General features: G+C 52.9%; 24 protein-coding genes. 17 read left to right on the forward strand and 7 right to left on the reverse strand.

Features of this window, described 5'->3' with window-relative positions; genetic code table 11:
• Positions 1 to 51: 51 nt before the first annotated feature.
• Together rlmB and ABRZ28_RS04700 are read left to right on the forward strand one after the other, a co-directional pair.
• A complete protein-coding gene (rlmB, locus tag ABRZ28_RS04695) occupies positions 52 to 783 on the forward strand; it encodes a 23S rRNA (guanosine(2251)-2'-O)-methyltransferase RlmB (RefSeq protein WP_330519616.1) in 732 nt (243 codons plus the stop codon).
• A gap of 63 nt (positions 784 to 846) precedes the next feature.
• A complete protein-coding gene (locus ABRZ28_RS04700; protein WP_319604489.1) occupies positions 847 to 1,245 on the forward strand; it encodes a DUF350 domain-containing protein in 399 nt (132 codons plus the stop codon).
• Positions 1,246 to 1,282: 37 nt separating this feature from the next.
• Here the strand turns inward: ABRZ28_RS04700 and bsmA are convergent, their stop codons facing one another.
• Positions 1,283 to 1,585: a biofilm peroxide resistance protein BsmA gene (gene bsmA, locus ABRZ28_RS04705; protein ID WP_330519617.1), complete on the reverse strand. Its 303-nt coding sequence runs from the start codon at positions 1,583 to 1,585 to the stop codon at positions 1,283 to 1,285.
• Between the two features lie 296 nt (positions 1,586 to 1,881).
• Between bsmA and ABRZ28_RS04710 the strand changes: the two genes are divergently transcribed.
• The 3 genes from ABRZ28_RS04710 (at position 1,882) to yjfP (ending at position 4,602) form a co-directional block, all read left to right on the forward strand.
• Positions 1,882 to 3,000: an RNA ligase RtcB family protein gene (locus ABRZ28_RS04710; RefSeq protein WP_330519618.1), complete on the forward strand. Its 1,119-nt coding sequence runs from the start codon at positions 1,882 to 1,884 to the stop codon at positions 2,998 to 3,000.
• Entirely contained in the window at positions 3,000 to 3,617 is a 618-nt protein-coding gene (gene prfH, locus ABRZ28_RS04715) for a peptide chain release factor H (protein WP_330519619.1), read from the forward strand. The genes ABRZ28_RS04710 and prfH overlap by 1 nt, the downstream gene beginning before the upstream one ends.
• 211 nt (positions 3,618 to 3,828) lie before the next feature.
• Positions 3,829 to 4,602, forward strand: a complete 774-nt coding sequence (gene yjfP / locus ABRZ28_RS04720; protein WP_330519655.1) for an esterase — start codon at positions 3,829 to 3,831, stop codon at positions 4,600 to 4,602.
• Between the two features lie 61 nt (positions 4,603 to 4,663).
• On the opposite strand, the gene ABRZ28_RS04725 is transcribed toward yjfP, so the two are convergent.
• On the reverse strand, positions 4,664 to 5,413 hold the full coding sequence (locus ABRZ28_RS04725) for an IclR family transcriptional regulator (protein WP_330519620.1): 750 nt from the start codon (positions 5,411 to 5,413) through the stop codon (positions 4,664 to 4,666).
• Positions 5,414 to 5,792: 379 nt separating this feature from the next.
• Between ABRZ28_RS04725 and ABRZ28_RS04730 the strand changes: the two genes are divergently transcribed.
• The 7 genes from ABRZ28_RS04730 to rplI all read left to right on the forward strand — a co-directional run bounded on the left by ABRZ28_RS04730 (position 5,793) and on the right by rplI (position 11,471).
• Complete coding sequence (locus ABRZ28_RS04730; RefSeq protein ID WP_319604495.1) at positions 5,793 to 6,719, forward strand: dihydrodipicolinate synthase family protein; 927 nt, start codon at positions 5,793 to 5,795, stop codon at positions 6,717 to 6,719.
• A gap of 21 nt (positions 6,720 to 6,740) precedes the next feature.
• Complete coding sequence (locus tag ABRZ28_RS04735; protein ID WP_330519621.1) at positions 6,741 to 8,261, forward strand: UxaA family hydrolase; 1,521 nt, start codon at positions 6,741 to 6,743, stop codon at positions 8,259 to 8,261.
• A 51-nt stretch (positions 8,262 to 8,312) separates the two neighbouring features.
• Positions 8,313 to 9,626, forward strand: coding sequence for an MFS transporter (locus ABRZ28_RS04740; protein ID WP_319604497.1), 1,314 nt, complete (start codon positions 8,313 to 8,315; stop codon positions 9,624 to 9,626).
• A 400-nt stretch (positions 9,627 to 10,026) separates the two neighbouring features.
• Positions 10,027 to 10,419, forward strand: a complete 393-nt coding sequence (gene rpsF, locus ABRZ28_RS04745) for a 30S ribosomal protein S6 (protein ID WP_319604498.1) — start codon at positions 10,027 to 10,029, stop codon at positions 10,417 to 10,419.
• A gap of 5 nt (positions 10,420 to 10,424) precedes the next feature.
• A complete protein-coding gene (gene priB, locus ABRZ28_RS04750; RefSeq protein WP_319604499.1) occupies positions 10,425 to 10,745 on the forward strand; it encodes a primosomal replication protein N in 321 nt (106 codons plus the stop codon).
• A 4-nt stretch (positions 10,746 to 10,749) separates the two neighbouring features.
• Entirely contained in the window at positions 10,750 to 10,977 is a 228-nt protein-coding gene (gene rpsR, locus ABRZ28_RS04755; protein ID WP_048637617.1) for a 30S ribosomal protein S18, read from the forward strand.
• Between the two features lie 41 nt (positions 10,978 to 11,018).
• Positions 11,019 to 11,471 carry a 50S ribosomal protein L9 gene (gene rplI, locus ABRZ28_RS04760; protein WP_319604500.1) on the forward strand — a complete coding sequence of 151 codons (453 nt, stop codon included), beginning with the start codon at positions 11,019 to 11,021 and terminating at the stop codon, positions 11,469 to 11,471.
• A gap of 119 nt (positions 11,472 to 11,590) precedes the next feature.
• On the opposite strand, the gene ABRZ28_RS04765 is transcribed toward rplI, so the two are convergent.
• Positions 11,591 to 12,166: an OapA family protein gene (locus tag ABRZ28_RS04765; protein WP_319604501.1), complete on the reverse strand. Its 576-nt coding sequence runs from the start codon at positions 12,164 to 12,166 to the stop codon at positions 11,591 to 11,593.
• 229 nt (positions 12,167 to 12,395) lie between these two features.
• Here ABRZ28_RS04765 and bamJ point away from each other — a divergent pair, with 229 nt between their 5' ends.
• Both bamJ and ABRZ28_RS04775 read left to right on the forward strand, forming a co-directional pair.
• Positions 12,396 to 13,016, forward strand: a complete 621-nt coding sequence (gene bamJ / locus ABRZ28_RS04770) for a BamJ family beta-barrel-assembly machinery protein (protein WP_319604502.1) — start codon at positions 12,396 to 12,398, stop codon at positions 13,014 to 13,016.
• Positions 13,017 to 13,353: 337 nt separating this feature from the next.
• Positions 13,354 to 13,782: a DUF2502 domain-containing protein gene (locus ABRZ28_RS04775; RefSeq protein WP_330519622.1), complete on the forward strand. Its 429-nt coding sequence runs from the start codon at positions 13,354 to 13,356 to the stop codon at positions 13,780 to 13,782.
• Between the two features lie 182 nt (positions 13,783 to 13,964).
• On the opposite strand, the gene ABRZ28_RS04780 is transcribed toward ABRZ28_RS04775, so the two are convergent.
• Positions 13,965 to 14,519 (reverse strand): flavodoxin family protein, encoded by a 555-nt coding sequence (locus tag ABRZ28_RS04780; RefSeq protein ID WP_319604504.1) that lies wholly within the window; start codon positions 14,517 to 14,519, stop codon positions 13,965 to 13,967.
• 196 nt (positions 14,520 to 14,715) lie between these two features.
• On the opposite strand from ABRZ28_RS04780, the gene ABRZ28_RS04785 reads away from it, so the two are divergent.
• On the forward strand, positions 14,716 to 15,105 hold the full coding sequence (locus tag ABRZ28_RS04785) for a winged helix-turn-helix transcriptional regulator (RefSeq protein ID WP_330519623.1): 390 nt from the start codon (positions 14,716 to 14,718) through the stop codon (positions 15,103 to 15,105).
• A 49-nt stretch (positions 15,106 to 15,154) separates the two neighbouring features.
• Here the strand turns inward: ABRZ28_RS04785 and ABRZ28_RS04790 are convergent, their stop codons facing one another.
• Positions 15,155 to 17,110, reverse strand: a complete 1,956-nt coding sequence (locus ABRZ28_RS04790) for a bifunctional 2',3'-cyclic-nucleotide 2'-phosphodiesterase/3'-nucleotidase (RefSeq protein WP_330519624.1) — start codon at positions 17,108 to 17,110, stop codon at positions 15,155 to 15,157.
• A gap of 203 nt (positions 17,111 to 17,313) precedes the next feature.
• On the opposite strand from ABRZ28_RS04790, the gene cysQ reads away from it, so the two are divergent.
• Both cysQ and ABRZ28_RS04800 read left to right on the forward strand, forming a co-directional pair.
• The gene (cysQ, locus tag ABRZ28_RS04795) at positions 17,314 to 18,054 is read left to right on the forward strand and encodes a 3'(2'),5'-bisphosphate nucleotidase CysQ (protein ID WP_330519625.1); all 741 of its coding nucleotides are present in this window, start codon (positions 17,314 to 17,316) and stop codon (positions 18,052 to 18,054) included.
• 398 nt (positions 18,055 to 18,452) lie between these two features.
• Entirely contained in the window at positions 18,453 to 18,659 is a 207-nt protein-coding gene (locus tag ABRZ28_RS04800) for a DUF1107 domain-containing protein (protein ID WP_319604508.1), read from the forward strand.
• A gap of 53 nt (positions 18,660 to 18,712) precedes the next feature.
• Here ABRZ28_RS04800 and paeA read toward each other — a convergent pair whose 3' ends face one another.
• Both paeA and msrA read right to left on the reverse strand, forming a co-directional pair.
• Complete coding sequence (paeA, locus tag ABRZ28_RS04805; RefSeq protein WP_319604509.1) at positions 18,713 to 20,035, reverse strand: polyamine export protein PaeA; 1,323 nt, start codon at positions 20,033 to 20,035, stop codon at positions 18,713 to 18,715.
• A gap of 160 nt (positions 20,036 to 20,195) precedes the next feature.
• On the reverse strand, positions 20,196 to 20,834 hold the full coding sequence (msrA, locus tag ABRZ28_RS04810; protein ID WP_330519626.1) for a peptide-methionine (S)-S-oxide reductase MsrA: 639 nt from the start codon (positions 20,832 to 20,834) through the stop codon (positions 20,196 to 20,198).
• Between the last annotated feature and the right edge of the window lie 306 nt (positions 20,835 to 21,140).

The raw sequence follows: 21,140 nt of genomic DNA on the forward strand, positions 1-21,140 counted from the left end.
TCATTTTCAACGGGCGGACAGCGCCCGTCTATTTTTATTTAAAGAGTATCAATGAGCGAAATTATTTACGGTATTCATGCGGTTAAAGCATTGCTTGACCGAGATCCCCAGCGTTTTCTGGAAGTGTTTATCCTGAAAGGCCGCGACGATCGCCGTTTACATCCGCTGATTACTGAACTGGAGTCGACGGGCATTACGGTTCAGGTGGCCAACCGCCAGTGGCTGGACAGCAAAGTAGAAGGGGCCGTCCATCAGGGGATTGTCGCCAGAGTGAAAGAAGGGCGGCAATATCAGGAGAACGATTTGCCTGCGCTGCTGGACGAGCTGGCGCAGCCGTTCCTGCTGGTGCTGGACGGCGTAACCGATCCGCACAATCTGGGCGCCTGCCTGCGCAGCGCCGATGCGGCCGGGGTGCATGCGGTGATCGTCCCCCGCGATCGTTCCGCGCAGCTGAATGCGACGGCAAAAAAAGTCGCCTGCGGCGCGGCGGAAAATGTGCCGTTGATTCGCGTGACCAATCTGGCGCGTACCATGCGTTTATTACAGGAGCATCAGGTCTGGATCGTCGGTACGGCGGGCGAAGCCGACCATACGTTGTATCAAAGCAAACTGAACGGTCCGCTGGCGTTGGTGATGGGCGCGGAAGGCGAGGGGATGCGCCGTCTGACCCGCGAACATTGCGATGAATTAATCAGCATCCCGATGGCGGGCAGCGTCTCTTCGCTGAACGTGTCCGTCGCGACCGGCATCTGTCTGTTTGAAGCGGTGCGTCAACGCGGCTGACGGCGCTGTCACCCGCGCCGACGCGATATTCGGCATCACGGCAACCTAAAGGAAAGTTACGGCATGATTATTGTTGACGCATTATTGGCTTTTGCTTCTTATTTTTTCATTGGGTTTGTCATGGTGTTGGCATTCCTGTTTATCTACACCCGCGTCACGCCTCATGATGAGTGGACGCTGATCAAAGCCAACAATGGCGCGGCGGCGGTCGGCTTCGCCGGCGCGTTGATCGGCTATGTTATTCCGCTGGCCAGCGCGGCGGTCAACTCGGTGAGTCTGTTGGATTACATCACCTGGGGGATTGTGGCGCTGGCGGTGCAATTGCTGATTTACGGCATCGTGCGTATTTACCTGCCGGGTCTGAGCCGACACATTCAGGATAACGAAATCGCTTCGGGCGTGTTCCTGTGTACCGCTTCGTTGGGCGGCGGGATCCTGAATGCGGCCTGCATGTCTTACTAACGCGCAGCTATGGCGAATACCTTCCCGCTGACGCTCGTTAGCGGTACAGCACCGCCCGGGAGAACCACACTCCCGGGTGTGAGGTTTCGGACTTCATGACAATGGTGTAGTAACGCGCCCCTTTTTCATCCGCCTGACGCTGAATCGCCCGATCCGCGTCATCCGGGCTGCCGTATACGGTAACCGATGCCGTGCCGATTTTTTTCAGCGTCGAGGTTTGCGCGTAGTTAATAAGCTGCGCCTGTTCTGCCGGCGGCGGAGGCGGCGTCGGCGAGCCGGAAATCAGGCTGCATGCGCTAAGGCTCAAGGACAACATTACGCTCAGAAACGTTTTCAACATGGTCACAGCCGCTTCCTCATGGTTAGCTTTCTTTTCAGTGTAACGCGCTTTGCCTGTCGAAAGTAACGGCAGATTGAGCGTTAAAAATCGTTGCGGACAGCCGTTCGCTGGGGTAGTATGCCGCCGTTTTTCCATTCTCACTCACTACGACTGCAAGGAGGTCACGATGAAATCTTATTCTTTGGCACTTTGCAGGCTACGCCAGGATTAATTCCGCACTACTCCATTTTTGCGTTTTAGCCCGGTTTTTGGCCTGCCACATCATTTTTTTTAAAATTGATCAGCAGGATTGATCTATGGGCAATGCCATTCGTTTTATTTCGCCGCAGGTGAACCTCATCGCGTCGGAAAATACCTGGATTGAAGACAACGCAATCCAACAACTTATTACCACATCTCAACTCCCTGATATGGTTCGGGTCTCCGGTATGCCGGATTTACACCCCGGACGCGGTTATCCTATCGGGGCGGCATTTTTTTCTCGTCGGCGTTTTTATCCGGCGCTGGTCGGGAATGACATTGGCTGCGGCATGGCGTTATGGCGCACCACCCTAAAAACCAATAAAGTTTCGCTGGATAAACTCGACAAACAGTTAGGCAATATTGACGGTCCGTTGGATGACGTGGCGGATCTGCCCGAAGAGTTTGCCGCGTTTCGCCATTCGCTGGGCACCATCGGCGGCGGAAATCACTTTGCGGAATTGCAATGCGTTGATCAGATTTATCAGCCGGCGCGCTTCAATACCCTGACGCCCGACAGCAAGACGCTGTTATTGCTGGTACACAGCGGCTCGCGTGGTTTAGGCCAGTCCATTCTGGAAAAACAGCTACGCGAGCACGGGCATTGGGGGCTGGAGGAAAATACGCCGGACGCGCGTGATTACCTGAACCAGCACCAGCAGGCGTTGGCGTTCGCCCGTATTAACCGCAACTGCATAGCGCAACGTATGCTTAGCCGTTGGCGCGCCGACGGCGAAGCGCTGTTGGACGTCAACCATAATCTGGTGGCGCCGGCGACCATCGACGGGATTGCCGGCTGGCTGCACCGTAAAGGCGCGACGCCGGCCGACCAGGGGATGGTGATTATTCCGGGCTCGCGCGGCGATTACAGTTACCTGGTTCAGCCGCGATCCGATGCCGTCAGCCTGTACTCTCTGGCACATGGCGCCGGCCGCAAGTGGATGCGTTCGGCGTGCAAAGCGCGCTTGTCTCAGCGCGACAATATGCGGTCGTTATCGCGCACCGCGCTGGGCAGCCGGGTGATTTGCCAGAATAAGCAGCTGATTTTTCAGGAAGCGCCGGAGGCCTATAAGTCTATCGATAGCGTGATAGCGTCCATGGTGTCGGCCGGGCTTATCGAGCCGGTCGCCCGTTTAAAGCCGGTGTTGACCTACAAAACGCGGGGTGAAGAATAATGTTGCTATTACAACTTTCCGCTGCGCAGGGGCCGGACGAATGTATGCTGGCGACGGCGAAAGCGTTGCAGTTTCTTATCCGCGAGGCGGCGCAGCGGAATGTGGCGCTTGACGTCGTGGAAACGGAGCCGGGCAGCCGACCTGGCACATTGCGTTCCGCGCTGGTCGTCCTTAATGGGGCCGGCGCAGATGCACTGGCTGACCGATGGAGCGGCACCATACAGTGGATTTGCCCCAGTCCGTGGCGGAAAACGCCGGGGCGAAAAAACTGGTTTATCGGCGGGACGCGTTTCGCTTCTCAGCCTCTGCATCAGGCCGGCGACATTCGCTTCGACACGCTCAAAGCCTCGGGGCCGGGCGGTCAGCACGTTAACAAGACCGAATCGGCGGTGCGGGCGACGCACATTGCCAGCGGTATTAGCGTGAAGGTGCAAAGCGAACGCAGTCAGCACGCCAACAAGCGCCTTGCCGGCTATTTAATCGCCTGGCATTTGCAACAACGGGAACAGCAAAGCGCAGCCGATTTGCGTTCCCGGCGTCGACAGTCTCATGCTCAAATCGAGCGCGGGAACCCGATACGGGTGTTTGTCGGCGAGCGTTTTGAGGCGTTGCGCTAAATGATGCCGTTCAAGGGGGAGCGCTCACTCCCCCTTCATCTCGTCCATCACTCGCCGCTCTTGCGTTTTTCCCGGCCTGCCTTTCTCTTTGTTATTGCAGCCTTTGCGCTAAACCATTGCGAAATTTGTTTTTAAAGCGAATCTGTTTTTGATGCTATGGTATTTAAAGCGGTAGACATTCAGGAATGAGATGAAAGGTAGAGACAAGCACATGGTTGAGATTTCATTGGATAGCATTAACGGTATTGATGTTTTGCATGCCGTTCCCGGCGGTAAAAAAGACCTTCCCCTGCCGACCATTTTTTTCTTTCATGGTTATCTTTCATCAAAAGAGGTCTATTCCTATTTTGGCTATGCGCTGGCGGCGGCCGGTTTTCGCGTGATTTTGCCGGATGCCGCCATGCACGGCGCGCGTTTTGACGGCAATGAAGCCCGGCGGTTGCGGCATTTCTGGGATATCCTTCAGTCTAATATTCAAGAGTTGCCTGACTATGTGGATGCCTATCGACAGCGCGGGTTGCTTGCCGACCGGCGTATCGGCGTGTGCGGCGCGTCGCTGGGCGGCATGAGCGCATTGGGGGCGATGGCGCGCTACCCGTGGATTTCCGCCGTGGCGGCCTTTATGGGATCCGGCTATTTTTCGACCCTGTCGCGCTCGCTGTATCCTCCGGTGCCGGCAGGGAGCGCGGAGGCGGAAAGCGTCTTGCGGAGCTTATCCGCGACCCTCGCCGAGTATGACGTCTCCTCCCGGCTGGAGAATCTGGCCGACCGGCCTTTACTGCTCTGGCATGGCGAGGCGGATGACGTGGTGCCGGCGGAGGAAAGCGCCCGCTTATATCAGGCGCTGCAAGCCAATCATCCGGGCGGCAATCTGACCTACCTGACCGAAGCCGGCGTGACGCACCGCATCACGCCGACGGCGCTGCGGGCCGGGGGCGATTTTTTCCGGCGCTATTTATCGCTATCAGAAACGGGACGGGAATAAAAACGCCGAAGAGGCCGTGTGGCGCGAAATCAACCACAGGGTTTCGGCACCCGCGACGGGATTAACGGTTAACTTTATCTGATATCGCTTTTGCGGTATCGACAATGCGCTGTGCGTTCTGCGGGATCAGCTCGGGCGTCATTTGGAAAGCGACGCCGGATGCGCTGATGGCGGCGATGACGTTGCCATTTTTGTCAAAGATCGGCGCTGAAATGCAATAGACGCCTTCGCTGTTTTCCGCATTGTCGTACGCCCAGCCGCGTTGACGAATAAGCGCCAGCTCTTTTTTCAGCGCAGTCTTGGTTTTTATTGTTGTCGGGGTAAAGATTTCAAACTCTTCATCAGGCAGATAAAGATCGATGGCGGACTCCGGCAACCAGGCCAATAAAGCTTTGCCCAGCCCTGAACTGTATAACGACAGTTTTTTCCCTACCCAACTGCGAACGACAATAGCGCCGGGACTCTCCAGTTTTAATAGGTAAATAGCCGAGCCGCCATCCTGTACCCCGAGATGACAGGTTAACTGGGTGCTGTCCCGCAACTGGGTCAGTGGTTCTGACGCCAGTTTTTTAATATCAAAGGATTCTTCAGCTTTGCTGCCGAATTCGTATAGCCTTAATCCCAGATAGTAATGATTTTTTTCCTGCCGCAATAACCCGTGAGCAACCAGCGATGCCAGTAGAGAGGATGTCGAGCTTTTTGGCAAACCGACGCCTTGATAAATCTGGCTGAATGTCGCGCCGTTGTTCGTTGATAAGAACTCGAAAATTTTAACGGTTTTATCAATTGCTGGGGTTTGTGTTTGCAGCACGCCGACTCTCAATAAGTATTAATGTCACCTCTGGCGATTATAAGCGAACGCCATGGAAGTTAAAAACTTTAATCTCGGCGTCGTCGGCTCGGATAGCGGCCATCGTTTAGGCAGGCCATAAACCGCAAACGCTCCTCTTTCAACCGCTGTCATATTCCTTTAGCGCATCGCTTAAACGGGCGGCGCGGCCTTCAATCCACACTGACCAACGGGCATCCGACGATGTTCAGCCTGTGGGACGCTTTATTTTTTTCTTTTGTGTAGCCGATCAAAGTTCATGCAATTGCCTTCTGGCGGTCGTTGACGCTATTCAGGCCGAATGCTATAAATTTCCATAAATAGAACAGTTGTTCAGTATATGGAAATAAAGAGGCGATAAATGAGTAGCGTAACTAAATTTTCTGGCGTTTTTCCCCCTGTCCCAACGATCGTTGATGAGTCGGGGCGATTCGATGCCGCAGGCATGGGCAAACTGATTGATAAGCTGATTGATGCCGGCGTGAACGGCATGCTGTTTTTAGGCAGCGGCGGAGAGTTTTGCCACTTAAGCAAAAGGCAGCGTTTTGAGATCGCGGAGTTTGTCACCCGGTACGTTGATAAGCGTGTGCCGATCCTGTTGGGAATCAGCAGTACAAGCACGCAAGAGGTGATTGAATACGGTAAGCATGCGGATGAGTTGGGTGTGGATGCCGTGCTGGTTTTGAACCCCTATTATGCGCTGCTCAATGAGGATTATATCTATCATCATTTCAAGTCTGTCGCTTCAAATATTACATCTCCCATTATCGTTTACAATTTTCCGGCGTTAACCGGGCAAGATATCAGTATTCCTTTATTACAACGACTCGCCAGCGAGATACCTAACGTTATTGGCGTGAAAGATACCGTGGATAATGCCAGCCACATCAGGGAAATTATTAATCAAGTCAGACCCCTCAGAGAGGATTTTGTTATTTTTGCCGGTTTTGATGAGTACATGATGGATGCGTTGATTCTTGGCGCGAATGGCGGGATCCCGGCAACCTGTAATTTCGCGCCTTTTGTTACCTGCGGAATCTACCGGTGTTTTAAAGAAAAAAACTATGACGAGATGTTCTTGCTGCAACAGCAACTCGCAAAGTTATCGTCAGTTTATAGTCTGGAAACGCCTTTTTTCGGCGTCATAAAAGAGGCGATAAAACTCTGTGGCCTGGATATTTCCACCAATGTTGTGCCGCCAGTCGAGCCGTTAAGTATGGAAAAAAAGGCGCATTTGGTTTCGATATTGGAATTTTCAGGACTCATTCCTCATCAAGCAAAACAATAATATCAGCAAGAGAGCAATGTTATGAGCAATATTTCTTCAGTAATAATACTTCATCCAAATGATGATGTCGCAATTGCAAGATTTCCTGTTAACCAGGGGGATGTTATTTCAGAGAGAGGCGTTGTTGTTTTAACGGATGTAAAAGAAGGCCATAAGATAGCATTAAGAGACATCGCTATTGACCAGGCCGTCAAACGTTATAACCAGATCATTGGTTATGCCAGTCAGCCGATAAAAGCCGGCGAGCATATTCATTTACATAATCTCAAGATGGGCGATTATGGTCAGGATTACGCTTTTTGCGTGGATAAAAAGGAAATTGAACCAGCCGCGGAGGTCAGAACCTTTATGGGATACCGACGGGCGAATGGCAAAGTCGCGACCCGTAATTATATCGGGATACTGACATCGGTAAACTGTAGCGCCACGGTGGCTAAAGCCATGGAAGAACACTTTAAAAGAGTGGGATTGGCCGATTATCCTAATATTGACGGCATCGTCGCCCTTCCGCAGAGTTTTGGCTGTGCGATGGATATGAAGGGCGATCTGATGAAAATCATGCAAAGAACGATGAGCGGCTATGCCAATCATGCCAACTTTGCCGGCGTGCTGATCGTCGGATTAGGCTGTGAATCGAATCAAATAAAAGAGCTGATTAAAATAGAAGCCATTAATGAAGGGCCGATGCTTCAGCATCTGACAATCCAGGAAACGGGCGGGACGCAAAAAACGCTGAATAAAGGGATTGAAATTATCGAAGGCATGTTAAGCCAGGCCAATAATCTGCATCGGGAGAAAATTCCCGTTTCAGAACTGATTGTCGCGCTGGAATGCGGCGGATCGGACAGTTATTCCGGTATTTCCGCCAATCCTGCGCTTGGGTATGCCGTCGACCTTTTAATTCAGCAAGGGGGTACCGCGATTCTGGCGGAAACGCCGGAAATTTATGGCGCGGAGTATATGCTCACCCGCCGGGCCGTTTCTCCGCAAGTCGGTCAGAAGCTCATCAATCGGATCCGCTGGTGGGAAGATTACGCCATCCGCTGCCATGCGGAATTAAACAATAATCCTTCGGCCGGTAATAAAGAGGGCGGGCTCACCACGATTCTGGAGAAATCATTAGGCGCGATTGCGAAAGCCGGTAGCTCAAATCTGGTTGACGTCTATGAATATGCCGAACCGGTCACGGCCAAAGGGCTGGTATTTATGGATACCCCGGGATACGACGCGTTTGCCTGTACCGGGCAGATTGCCGGCGGGGCGAATGTGATGTGCTTTACGACAGGCAGAGGATCCGCTTATGGAGGAAAGCCCACGCCCTGCATAAAAATCGCCTCTAATAACTTCCTATGGCGGCGTCAGGAAGAAGATATGGATATTAATTGCGGCGATGTCGCCGATGGGCTGGAGTCATTAGAGTCTGCCGGAAGACGAATATTCGAAATGATAATTAACGTTGCTTCTGGTGAAAAAAGTAAAAGTGAAAAATTTGGCTATGGTTCATTAGAATTCGTTCCCTGGCAACCAGGCGCAATAATGTAATTAATCCAAGCGGTAAAATAATTTAACAGCTTTAATTAGTTGGGGGATAGTATGTCTCAATATATTGAAACAACTAAAAAAGAAAAACCAACTGCTGTTCGCTGGTTTGTCTTCATTTTAATGTTGGTGCTGGGTGCGATAAATTATATCGATAGAACGTCGTTGGGTATCGCAATGCCGTTTATCCAGGAAGAATTTGGTATTAAAGATCAGCGCATCGTCGGTTTATTGCATAGCGCGTTTTTCTGGTCTTACGCACTGATGCAGATTCCAAGCGGCTTTTTAGCCGATAAGTTTAAAACGCGGACGATTATTACGTGCGCCACCGTTGTCTGGGGGGCCTTTCAGGCATTGGGCGCCGCGTGCCATACCATCTTTTTATTAATGCTGACGCGTATCGGGCTGGGAGTATCGGAAGCGCCGATTATGCCGGCCGGCGCCAAACTGATGGGCAACTGGCTGACGCCTAACGAAAGGGGAAGGGGATCGATGCTGTTGGATGGCGGCGCTCCGCTGGGTACGGCTTTCGGCGCCATCCTGTTAACGTGGCTGATCGCGCATTTCGGTTCATGGCGGGCGGCGTTTGTCGTCGCCGGCGTGGGAACCGTTTTAGTGGGGGTCGTCGCATGGTTTTATATACGCAACAAACCCAGTGAACATCCGGGCGTGAATCAGGCCGAATTACAACATATCGAAGAAGGGATTAAACAAGCGGGCGGCATTGTTAACAAAAAAACGCGGCTCAGAGATATCGTCCCTTACCTGACACAGGTCAACGTTATCGCGCTGATTTGCGGCTGGGTGTGCTACAGCATTGTCTTCTATGGGCTTATGGTCTGGGTTCCCGCTTATTTAAATCAGGAGCATGGCTTTAATGTGAAAGAGATGGGCGGCGCCATGTTTATGATGTTCATCATGTGTTTTGTCGGTCAGCAGCTTGGCGGTTGGCTGGCGGATAAATGGCGTCAGGCAGGCGGTTCGCCGAACAAGGTATTTCACACCTTGTTAGCCGTCTCGGCAATCGTCTCCGGCGTCGGCGTCTTTTTATGCGCGAATACCAAAGATCCTTTGCTGGCGGTGATATTCCTGACCATCGCATTATTTCCATTACGTTGGGCCAGCGTGTATTGGTCCATTCCCGGATTATTGGGCGCTCAACATATGGCCGGCACCATCACCGGTACGATGAACTTCAGCAGTAATATGATTGCGGCGATTGTTCCCATCCTGGTCGGGTTTATGATCCAATCGACGGGGTCATATTATGCGGCGATGATGTTTTTTGCAGTGGCCGCTATCGGCTATCTGGTGAGCTCATTACTGATTAATTTCAACAGAAAGTTAGTCGTCAAAGAAATAGAGTAATACCTCGATAATTAAAAGGCTCAGGGTGATGGAATTAAAACATTTTTAATGACAATGCCTTGTCTGTTGTCTGGCCGGATAATTTGATTTATTAATACCTGACGTTATCAATAATGCCGCTCATTGCGCCGGTTATGCCATGGGCGGCATTTTTGCCTCAGTGATTTTACCGCGCATCTTATTGATGGATGACCGATAGGCAGCATTCCGCTGGTCGCCGCTTGCAGTTTCGGTGTCTGTTCATCAATCGACCTTTCTTCTGATTTCTTCCTTGTGTTCCTGCGCGGAGGCCAATATAATTACGCGTCATTTTTTCAGCCGCTCACATAACACGTTCCTTGCTTCCATGGGCCGCGGTTGACCCTGACAGGAGGCTGAATAATCCGTAAGGAGCAATTCGATGCGTCATTACGAAATCGTTTTTATGGTTCATCCTGACCAAAGCGAACAGGTTCCGGGCATGATCGAACGCTACACTGGCGCCATCACGGCGGCGGAAGGCACGATCCACCGTCTGGAAGACTGGGGCCGCCGTCAACTGGCTTACCCGATCAACAAACTGCACAAAGCACACTACGTTCTGCTGAACGTTGAAGCGCCGCAGGAAGTTATCGATGAGCTGGAAACAAACTTCCGCTTCAACGACGCCGTTATCCGCAGCATGATTATGCGCGTTAAACACGCGGTAACCGAAGCATCTCCGATGGTGAAAGCGAAAGACGAACGCCGTGAGCGTCGTGAAGATTTCGCAGAATCCAACGATGATGCAAATTCTGGGGATTCTGAAGAGTAATTGTTGTGGTGACGACCAATCGTCTGGTGTTGTCCGGCACGGTGTGCAAGACCCCCATTCGTAAAGTCAGTCCTTCGGGTATTCCTCATTGCCAGTTTGTGCTTGAGCACCGATCGGCGCAGAAGGAAGCCGGATTTAACCGGCAAGCATGGTGTCGTATGCCCGTGGTTGTCAGTGGACCCGCGTCACAAGCATTTACCCACAGTATAACGGTCGGCACGCAACTTACCGTGCATGGGTTTATTAGCTGCCATCAAGGGCGCAATGGCCTGAGCAAGATAGTGTTACATGCCGAGCAGATTGAATTGATAGATTCTGGAGACTAGCCAAATGGCACGTTATTTCCGTCGTCGCAAGTTCTGCCGTTTCACCGCGGAAGGCGTTATCGAGATCGATTATAAAGACATCGCTACGCTGAAAAACTACATCACTGAAAGCGGCAAGATTGTTCCTAGCCGTATCACTGGTACTCGTGCAAAATACCAGCGTCAGCTGGCTCGCGCTATCAAGCGTGCGCGTTACTTGTCTTTGTTGCCGTACACTGATCGTCATCAGTAATCGGCCACTGTCCATTAACGAGACTTTGAGAGGATAAGGTAATGCAAGTTATTCTGCTTGATAAAGTAGCAAACCTGGGCAGCCTGGGTGATCAGGTAAACGTTAAAGCGGGTTATGCTCGTAACTTCCTGGTTCCGCAGGGCAAAGCTGTGCCGGCAACCAAGAAAAACGTTGAGTTCTTCGAAGCGCGTCGTGCTGAACTGGAAGCCAAACTGGCTGAAGTTCTGGCCGCTGCTGAAGCTCGCGCCGCCAAGATCACTGAACTGGCAACGGTTACCATCGCGTCTAAAGCGGGCGATGAAGGTAAACTGTTCGGTTCTATCGGCACCCGTGACATCGCTGACGCGGTTACCGCGGCTGGCGTTGAAATTGCTAAGAGCGAAGTTCGTTTACCGAACGGCGTTCTGCGTACTCTGGGCGATCACGAAGTGAGCTTCCAGGTACACAGCGATGTGTTCGCTACGCTGAATGTAGTTGTCGTTGCTGAAGCTTAATTAACGCTCGTCGTTATTAATGCTGACAGTTACGAGTTAAACGCTGGCCTTGCGCCAGCGTTTTGCATTTCCAGCCCTTGCATTTTGCAATCCAATGGAAGAGGCATCCCGATTGACCGTTAACGGGAGCGGGTAAATCCGCCGTCCGCGTTGCGGGTGAATCGGATCAACTGATTGCCCGTGGTTTCTATTTCCAATGCCGTTACCGCGCCCTGAGCGTTCAACTGCAACTTCACATGCTGACCGGCTCGCAGATTGCTGAGCGGTTTATCATCCCCTTCCGCCTGCGCCATCGCGAAAACATCACTGACCGGCAGATTATTATCACGGAATAGTTGCGCCAGCGTCTGACCGGAGCTGATTTCGTAGTTGCGCCAGGACGCGTCGACATTTTGCGGCGCGGATTGCGCCGGTTGAGCCGGCTGGACGGCGGGCGCCTGACGCGCCAATGAACTGTTTTCGACAACTTCCGCCTGCATCGGCGCAGAGGGCGCGTCGGCGACCGGTCTTGACTGCGGCGGCGGTGCGGGCGGCGGGCTGTAGGGCCACAGTATGGCGACCAGTACGATGCCGGCCGCGACCCACATCCAACGGCGATGGAAGGGAGGCAGCGGTTCCATCCAATGGTAGCTATCGGGCAAATGCCAGATTTTTTGTAACGCGGCTTTAATCCGCAGACCGGATGATGGTTGCAATGGGTTATTCTCCTCCCCAGCGTTGAATTTTCAGTATATACCCTTCATCTGGCAAGTTGCAGGTCTGTTGGCTTCCCGCACGCTTAAATCCATTGGGCATTGATTTGCCGGCCGAAACGGCAGCGGGTATCCACAGACAAAGGCGACCCGTTCGCACACAGGATTTTACCCTAATCTCCGGCGCTGTTATGCTGCGCTTTCGGTTTTTTACAGTTTAAAAGGAACATCCATGACAACCCCTTCTTTTGATAGCGTCGAAGCGCAGGCAAGTTACGGCATCGGCTTACAGGTAGGTCAACAACTACAGGAATCCGGTCTTGAAGGATTGATCCCTGAAGCGCTGGTCGCCGGTTTGCGTGATGCGCTGGAAAGCAATGCGCCAGTGGTTCCCGTGGATGTGGTTCACCGGGCCTTACGTGAGGTGCATGAACGCGCGAGCGCCGTTCGTCGCGAACGTCAGCAGGCATTGGCCGTGGAAGGACAACAGTTTCTGGCTGAAAACGCGCAGAAAGAGGGCGTGAGCAGCACGGAGTCCGGCTTACAGTTTCGTGTACTGACGCAAGGCGAGGGCGACATTCCTTCTCGTCAGGATCGCGTACGCGTTCATTATACCGGTCGTCTGATTGACGGCAGCGTGTTTGATAGCTCGGTCGAGCGCGGTCAACCTGCCGAATTCCCGGTAAGCGGCGTGATCCCAGGCTGGATTGAGGCGTTAACGCTGATGCCGGTCGGCTCCAAATGGGAACTGTATATCCCGCACGATCTGGCTTACGGCGAACGTGGCGCGGGCGCCTCTATTCCGCCGTTCAGCGCGTTGATTTTTGAAGTCGAACTGCTGGAAATTTTGTAAGTTTCATACTCCGTCGGCTAACGGCAAGCGGAGTTTTTCATTCGTTTCTTATGGCGGGCGCCCTGCCCGTCACCTTCGCGCCGTCGGCAGCGACGCTAAAAATTTTTTCTATTCGGCTATCAGGCAATCAGTCTGTAACGGCTGCGCGGGAACGGGAGCGTTTTTTTGCGTTTCTGCTTTTTCCCTCTTGGCCGGTTTTATCTGCCCGCCCATGCGCCGCCAATCTTCTGTTAAGAAATGTAAATCCATGAAAATAGGTATTTATCTTATAGTGGCGCTGCATAAATCCCCGTATATCTTCGCCTATCCGCAATCGCGGCAAGGGAGGAATCATCCTATGTTTAAGCCACTGTTAATGAGTTCTCTGTTAGTCGGGATGTTTGCGATGACGCCAACGGCGGAAGCCAGCAGCATCAGCATCGATCTCATGCCGGGCGTTACGTTGAATATCGGCGATCGTGACCGGCGTGGTTATTATTGGGACGGTTATGACTGGCGCAGCGAGCGCTGGTGGCGGGAGTACCGGGGGCATCATCGCGGCGCGCGTAACCAGCATGGGTACTATTGGGATGGCTGGCGCTGGCGTGATGTCGGCTGGTGGCGCGAATATAACCGCGGCCCGCGCCATTTCGACAATCATCATCACCGCGGCCCACGGCATATGGACGACCGCGGCCCGCGTCGTGGTGACCGCCATGGACGAGGCCCCGAACGCGGCCCCGGCCCGGATCGCCACGGCCCCGGCCCCGGCCACTTCCGGCACTGATCGGCTGGATTGGCTTCCCCTGCGAAGGGAGCTTCTTGCCGGATGCTGGATTGGCTTCCCCTGCGAAGGGAGCTTCTTGCCGGATGCTGGATTGGCTTCCCCTGCGAAGGGAGCCTCTCGCCGGATGCTGGATTGGCTCCCTCCCCTGCGAAGGGGAGGGTTGGGGTGGGGTCGGCCGGAGATTATTTTGCCAGTTTCGCGGCGATCTCCGCCACATGCTGACCGTATAGTTTCCCGGTGGCCAGATCGCCGGCAACCACTTCATCCACGCTGGCGTCGGACGGCGTCTGCGCCAGCAGGCCGACGGAAGCGCCGAGGTTATTGATATCGTTACGCGTTGCAGCCTTGGTATTCGCCGGCAGTATGCCGAGGCTGACCCAAATGCCGCCGTGCTGCGAAGCCAGCGTTTGCAGATAAATCAGCGTAACCTGCTTGTCGCCGTTCAGGCTGGCGCTGTTGGTAAAGCCGCCGAATACTTTATTTTTCCACTTGCCGGCAAACCACTGTTTGGAGCTGGCGTCGGCGAATTTCTTGAACTGCCAGGACGGGCCGCCCATATAGGTCGGCGTGCCGAAAATAATGGCATCGGCGTCAGCCAGTTTATCCCAATCCGCTTCGGCGATATTGCCTTCCGCATCAATAGCAATCAGTTCAGCACCGGCGCCTTGCGCGACGGCATCAGCCAGACGTTGGGTGTGGCCGTAGCCGGAATGGTAGATCACAACAGTTTTTGACATAACAATCCTCGTGCTTTCTGTGTTTGAATGAACTGCACGATGACATCATGAGCGTAACATCCATCATGATGATACGTGCTTTCTTATGGATACCAACTCTATAATAGGATGACTATAGCGGAGTCTCATGATTCTGTTAAGAAAGCACTTTAACGTGACCAGGTATCCTCAAGGTAACCATGACGGAAGTCCGCGAATGAAAAAACCTTACAATGTTTATGCGCAGCATTGTCCGGCCCGCATGATTCTGGATCGGGTGGCGGATAAATGGACGTTATTGATTCTGAATATTCTGGTTGAACGGCCGATGCGCTTTAATCAGTTAAAACGCGATGTAGAGGGGATCTCGCAAAAGGTTTTATCGCAAACGCTGAAGAATCTGGTGCGCGATGGTTTTGTGGAACGCAACGTTTTTCCCTCCGTTCCCGTCACCGTTGAATATTCATCAACCCCGTTGGGAAAAACGCTGGCCAAACCGATTGCCGAGCTGACCTATTGGGCCGAGCAGAATATGGAGCGCGTGCTGTCGTCACAGAAAAAATTTGATGAATCATTGCGCGAACCTGACGAACCGCTCTCCCGTTAATCCGTCGTCCCCGGTTTCTGATGCCTGCTGACGCAGGCATCGGTTGCATTTACGGTTTGGGATGTTGCAGATCGAGGCGGTAAATCGCGAATCCCGTCTCGTCGGCGCCGACGGAGACCATCGGATATTGGGCTTTTTCTTTAATGAAAGCCGCGGCTTTGTCGGACGGCGATGTGGCGAAACGGATATCCAGCGGGGTGCTGCTGGTGATGGGCGCCAGCCGCCAGTTATTATCCGCCTGGGGTTTCACTTCTCCCGACCTTTGCGTTTCGGCGCTGATATAGGCCGCCAGCACGGCGCGGTTTTCATCCGGCGAGGCAAAGGCGACATGTTTTTCGCCGGTGCCGGCAAACTTCTCGCCATAGGCGCGGTAGTTATTGGTCGCAATGAGGAAGATCGCGTCGGGAGCGATAGCCTTACCCTTGAAGGTCAGGTTTTTGATACGGTGGGCGTCGTCGTTGATTAAGGCGCATTCACCGTCATAACGCGCCGGCTGCGTGACATCGATCTGATAGTTCACGCCGTCGATAACATCAAAGTTATAGGTACGAAAGCCGTCCCAGTTGAGCAACTCCTGGGGTTTACTCTCGTGGATATCAATTTGTTTGAACTGGCCCGCCGAACATTCCAGCCACTCCCGAACCTCTTTACCATTCACTTTCACCACCACCAGCGTGTTGGGATACAGGTAAAGATCCGCCGCATTACGGAAGGTGAGCCGGCCTTTTTCCACTTCGACATAGCTGGCCGGATCGTTTTTACGCCCGCCGGCCTTAAAGGGCGCGGCGGCGGACAATACCGGCAAGTCGGCCAGATCCGGGTCGCCCTGGATAAAGTGTTCGACATAAGCGCGCTGGGCGTTGTTGACGATCTGTACGGTCGGATCGTCCTGAATCAGCGACAGATAGCTGTACATGTTATCGGCGGATTTGCCGATCGGTTTGCCGACGAAGTCACGGGTATTGCGGTGCGCTTCAGACAATACGTTGACCAGGTTCGCGTCTTCCGGCGCCAGCGATTTTTTCTGCGCTTTATCATAGATGGGTCTGGCTTCCGCTTTGGCCTTCTCGACGCGCCACGCGCCGTCGTCGTTATTCAGCGTGAAATCGACGACGCCGAGATGATCGCCCCACTGGCCCGGCATCACGGCGGGAATGCCATTGAGGGTGCCTTGAGCGATATCGGCGCCTTTGATGGCGCTAAAATCCTGGCTGGGGAAGACGGCATGAGCATGGCCGAACATGATGGCATCAATACCCGGAATCTGGCTGAGGTAGTAGACGGAATTTTCCGCCATGGCTTTGTAAGGTTCGGCGGAGAGGCCGGAGTGAGGGATGGCGATCACCAGATCGGCTCCCTGTTTACGTATTTCCGGCACCCACTTCCTGGCGCTTTCGGTAATGTCTTCCACCGTGACTTTGCCCGCCAGATTGGCCTTATCCCACACCAGAATTTGCGGCGGCACAAAACCAACATAGCCGATGCGCAGCCTGTGGGATTTCCCATCGCGGTCGATGACCGTTTTATCTTCTATGAGGTAGGGCGTGAACAGGGGTTTACCGGTTTTGGCGTCCAATACGTTGGCGTTGACATAAGGAAATTTTGCGCCGGCCAGCGCCTTATACAGATAATCCAGACCATAGTTAAACTCATGGTTGCCAATGTTGCCGACGGAGTAATCAAGCGTATTGAGCGCCTGATAGACGGGGTGAACCTCGCCGTCTTTTAATCCCCTGGCCGCCATGTAGTCCCCTAATGGGCTGCCCTGGATGATATCGCCGTTATCGACCAGGACGCTGTTTGTCGCTTGCGCGCGCGCCGCGTGGATCAGACTGGCGGTGCGAACCAGCCCGAATTTATCGGTCGGCGTATCTTTGTAATAATCAAAGTCCATCATATTGCTGTGCAAATCGGTGGTTTCCAGTACCCGTAAATCAACGGTTGCGGCGTGAACGGTTGTGGCGACAAGCGCAGCAAGCAGGCTTAATGCCGGCGAATGCTTCATTGCTTTAACTCCTTTGCGGCTGTTATTTGGGGTATATCTCATATAATGATGAATCTATGGTTAAACATCAGCGTGAAATGTGAGGGTGTTCATAAAATAACGGCGATAATCGTCGTTCGTTTCACCGTTGTATAATGATAGACAGTGGCAGTGTGACGACGATGGCGCGTTCCACGGCATAACCGGTAACGATGAGGTAGAAAATGCTAGAACATATTTGCCAACTGGCCCGTGACGCAGGGGATGCCATAATGGCGGTTTATGAGGGACATCAACCCCTTGAAGTAGCCCGTAAAAAAGATGATTCACCGGTGACAGCCGCCGATCTGGCCGCTCACCGGGTGATTAAAGCGGGGTTGGCGGCGGCGTTCCCGGATATTCCGCTACTCTCGGAAGAAGATCCGGCGCCGTGGTCGGAACGCCGGCACTGGCAGCGCTATTGGCTGGTCGATCCGCTGGATGGCACCAAAGAATTCCTTAATCGGAATGGCGAATTTACGGTCAATATCGCGCTGATTGAAAACGGTCAGGCGGTGCTGGGCGTGGTCTATGTGCCGGTTACCGACGTGATGTATTCCGCGGCGGAAGGCAAGGCCTGGAAAGAAGATAAAACCGGGCGTCGGCAGATCGCCATACAGGATTCCCGCCCGCCGCTGGTCGTGGTGAGTCGTTCTCATGCGGACCAAGAGCTGAAAGACTATCTTGCCCAGTTGGGCGAGCATCAAACGGTGGCGATCGGATCGTCGCTGAAATTTTGTCTGGTGGCGGAAGGGAAGGCCCAGCTTTATCCTCGCTTCGGACCCACCAACATATGGGATACCGCCGCCGGACATGCGGTTGCCGCCGCGGCCGGCGCGCAGATTCATGACTGGCAGGGCCAGCCGTTGACCTACACGCCGCGAGAGTCGTTTCTGAACCCCGGTTTTCGCGTGTCGCTGTTCTGATTCACGCGCTTTTCTTTTCTCGCCATCAATGCGGCAGGGATCACCTGCCGCATTCTCCCCGCATTGTGCTTTCCTGTTCTTCAGCGTGGCGAAAAAGCGCGCTGATTGTCGTCATTTTGTCATCTGCATTGCGTAGATTAGCCTCCGGCCTATGCAGGATCGCCAGAGCGCACGAATACATCATTTTTTGAATACTTACACTAATAGTGAGCGAAATATTTAAATACCATTCTGTAAAAGTGTGTAAAAGCAGTTAATGATACTGTTCGATGCGGAACTTAATGCTATTTTTATTGCACTAACAGTCAGTATCCATTGTTGCATGACGCTCTGCACCCTTGATCATGTCGGCGGTGGAAAGGGCATAGAAAAATAAGAGAATAAGGAGAGTAAAAACGATGAGGATCTTCGAACGTTACAATCCTATGAAGGTCGCAAAGTATGTGAAAACACTCTTTCGCGGACGGATTTATATTAAAGGCGTCGGCGCTTTTGAATTCGATTACGGCAAAATTTTATTGCCAAAGACGCAAGACAAACGGCATCTGCTGGTGATGTCTGAAGTTAACCGTCAGGTTATCCGATTACAGGCTGAGATGGGATGAAGCTAACCCCGTCGCATCCGGGAATGACGGCGGGGCATAAGACGCTAAAAGGGTTACTTTTTCTCTGCTGATTTTGCTTCGCCGCCGGCGGGTTTTTCGTCCAGACGGGTAACCAGCAACTGGTCGATCTTATAGCTATCAATATCCACGACTTCGAATTTGAAGCCTGAGAAGCGAACGAAGTCGGTCCGTTTGGGAATTTTGCGCAAGGTGTACATCATAAATCCGCCGATGGTTTCATAATTGCCCGCATGCGGGAAATCATCGATGCACAGCGCGCGCATGACGTCTTCTATCGGCGTACCCCCTTCGATCAGCCAGGAGTTTTCATCACGGGCGACAATTTGCTCTTCCAGGCCCTGGCCGACCAAATCGCCCATCAACGTGGTCATGACGTCGTTAAGGGTAATGATCCCCACCACCAGCGCATATTCGTTCAGAATAACGGCGAAGTCTTCTCCCGCCGTTTTAAAACTTTCCAATGCTTCAGACAGCGTCAGCGTATCCGGCACGATCAGCGCGGGTCGAATCTGTACGCCGCTGTGCAGCTCAAGACTCTGGTTGCCCAGCACCCGGTTCAGCAGATCTTTTGAGTCGACGTAGCCGACAACCTGGTCGATGTGACCGTCGCAGACCAGGAATTTAGAATGCGGCTGTTGGGCGATTTTCTCTTTGATCTGCGCTTCCTGTTCATGCAGATCAAAAAACACCACGCTTTCGCGCGACGTCATGGAAGAGGGTACCGTGCGCGACTCCAGTTCGAACACGTTTTCGATCAGCTCATGTTCCTGCTTACGCAGCACGCCCGCCAGCGCCCCCGCTTCGACCACGGCGTAAATATCATCGGAGGTGATGTCGTCTTTACGCACCATCGGCAGTTTAAGCAGCCGGAAAATCACGTTTGCCAATCCGTTAAACAGCCAGACCAGCGGGCGGAAGATAAACAGGCAGAAGCGCATAGGATTGATAATGCGGATGGCAACGGCCTCTGGGGCAATCATGCCAATGCGTTTCGGCGTCAGATCGCCAAATAAAATAAACAGACTGGTGACCAGTACGAACGAGCAGATAAAGCTGACTTTGTCCGCCGACTCCGGCGACATGAATTGTTCAAATAACAGAGAGAAAGTGGGGGAGAACGCGGCGTCGCCGATTATACCGGCCAGAATGGCGACGGCATTGACGCCTATCTGAATAACGGTAAAGAAAATACCGGGCGTTTCCTGAAACTTTAAGACCAGATCGGCGTTGAGGTTGCCCTCATCAGCCATTTGTTTAAGTTTTAATTTACGAGAGGCGGCCAATGAGATTTCAGACAGCGCAAAAAAAGCGCTGATGGCAATAAGAGCAATAATAAGTAATAGACTGTTTAACATAGTGTTTTCGCTTTAACCCCAGAAAGGGGAAAGGTCATCCTCAGAAAGGCGAATTATCTCAAATAACGCACAAAAAGCCGTTAACAGGGCTGGTTGGTTACCAGCCCAAATTTTTAATAGCGAACCATTATAACAGGAGTGATGAAATTACCGCCAGATTTCAGCGCTGAGGGGGCAGACACACGCCTATGCCGCCTAGCCCGCAATAGCCTGCCGGGTTTTTATGCAGATATTGCTGGTGTTCGTCTTCGGCATAATAGAACGGACCGGCGGGAGCGATTTCCGTGCTGATGCGCCGGTTATCGCCGTTGTCTTTCATCGCCTGTTGAAAACTCAGATAACTCTCGCGGGCCGCCTTTTCCTGTTCCGGCGTGAGCGTATAAATCGCGGAGCGGTATTGGGTGCCGATATCGCCGCCCTGGCGCATACCCTGCGCCGGATCGTGGTTTTCCCAGAAGAGCTGCAAGAGCCGGTCGTAACCGATCGTCTCAGGATCAAACACCACGCGTACCGCTTCGGCGTGGTCGGTTTGTCCGCTGCAAACTTCGCGGTAGGTGGGGTTGGGCGTGTAGCCGCCGGTATAACCCGCGGCCGTGCTGTAAACGCCGGGCTGTTGCCAAAAAAGACGCTCGGCGCCCCAAAAACAGCCCATGGCGAAGATCGCGACTTGCATATTATCCGGCACATGGGTCATGGAGTGTTCACTGACGGCATGCAATCTGGCGACCGGCATCGGCGTTATACGTCCGGGCAGCGCGTCTGATTGCTTAATCCGCTGCGTTTTATCAACGTTCTGCATCACTTATCTCTCTCCAAAACATGGCTGTGAAATTCTCCTGTTCATCGTCTTCCAAATGACGGACAGGCATCGGCTTTATCCTCGACCTTCAGGCGCCGCCGTCAGCCGCGAGCAAATGGCTCCCTGGCGGCGAGTCGTCGCGCGCATGAGCGGTTTCAACGCCTGTCGTTGGCCGCTATCCCTGCGAGTTGATAATTAGCGAGTATAATATTCAGAGCATAACCGAGAAGCTTTAACCTGTCTTGATAGCGCATCGGCGTTTAATGTTAAGATTATGTTTACCTGTAACGCGGTATTTTGGCATTT

It is taken from the genome of Brenneria sp. g21c3 (assembly GCF_040240345.1).
Lineage (GTDB): Bacteria > Pseudomonadota > Gammaproteobacteria > Enterobacterales > Enterobacteriaceae > Brenneria.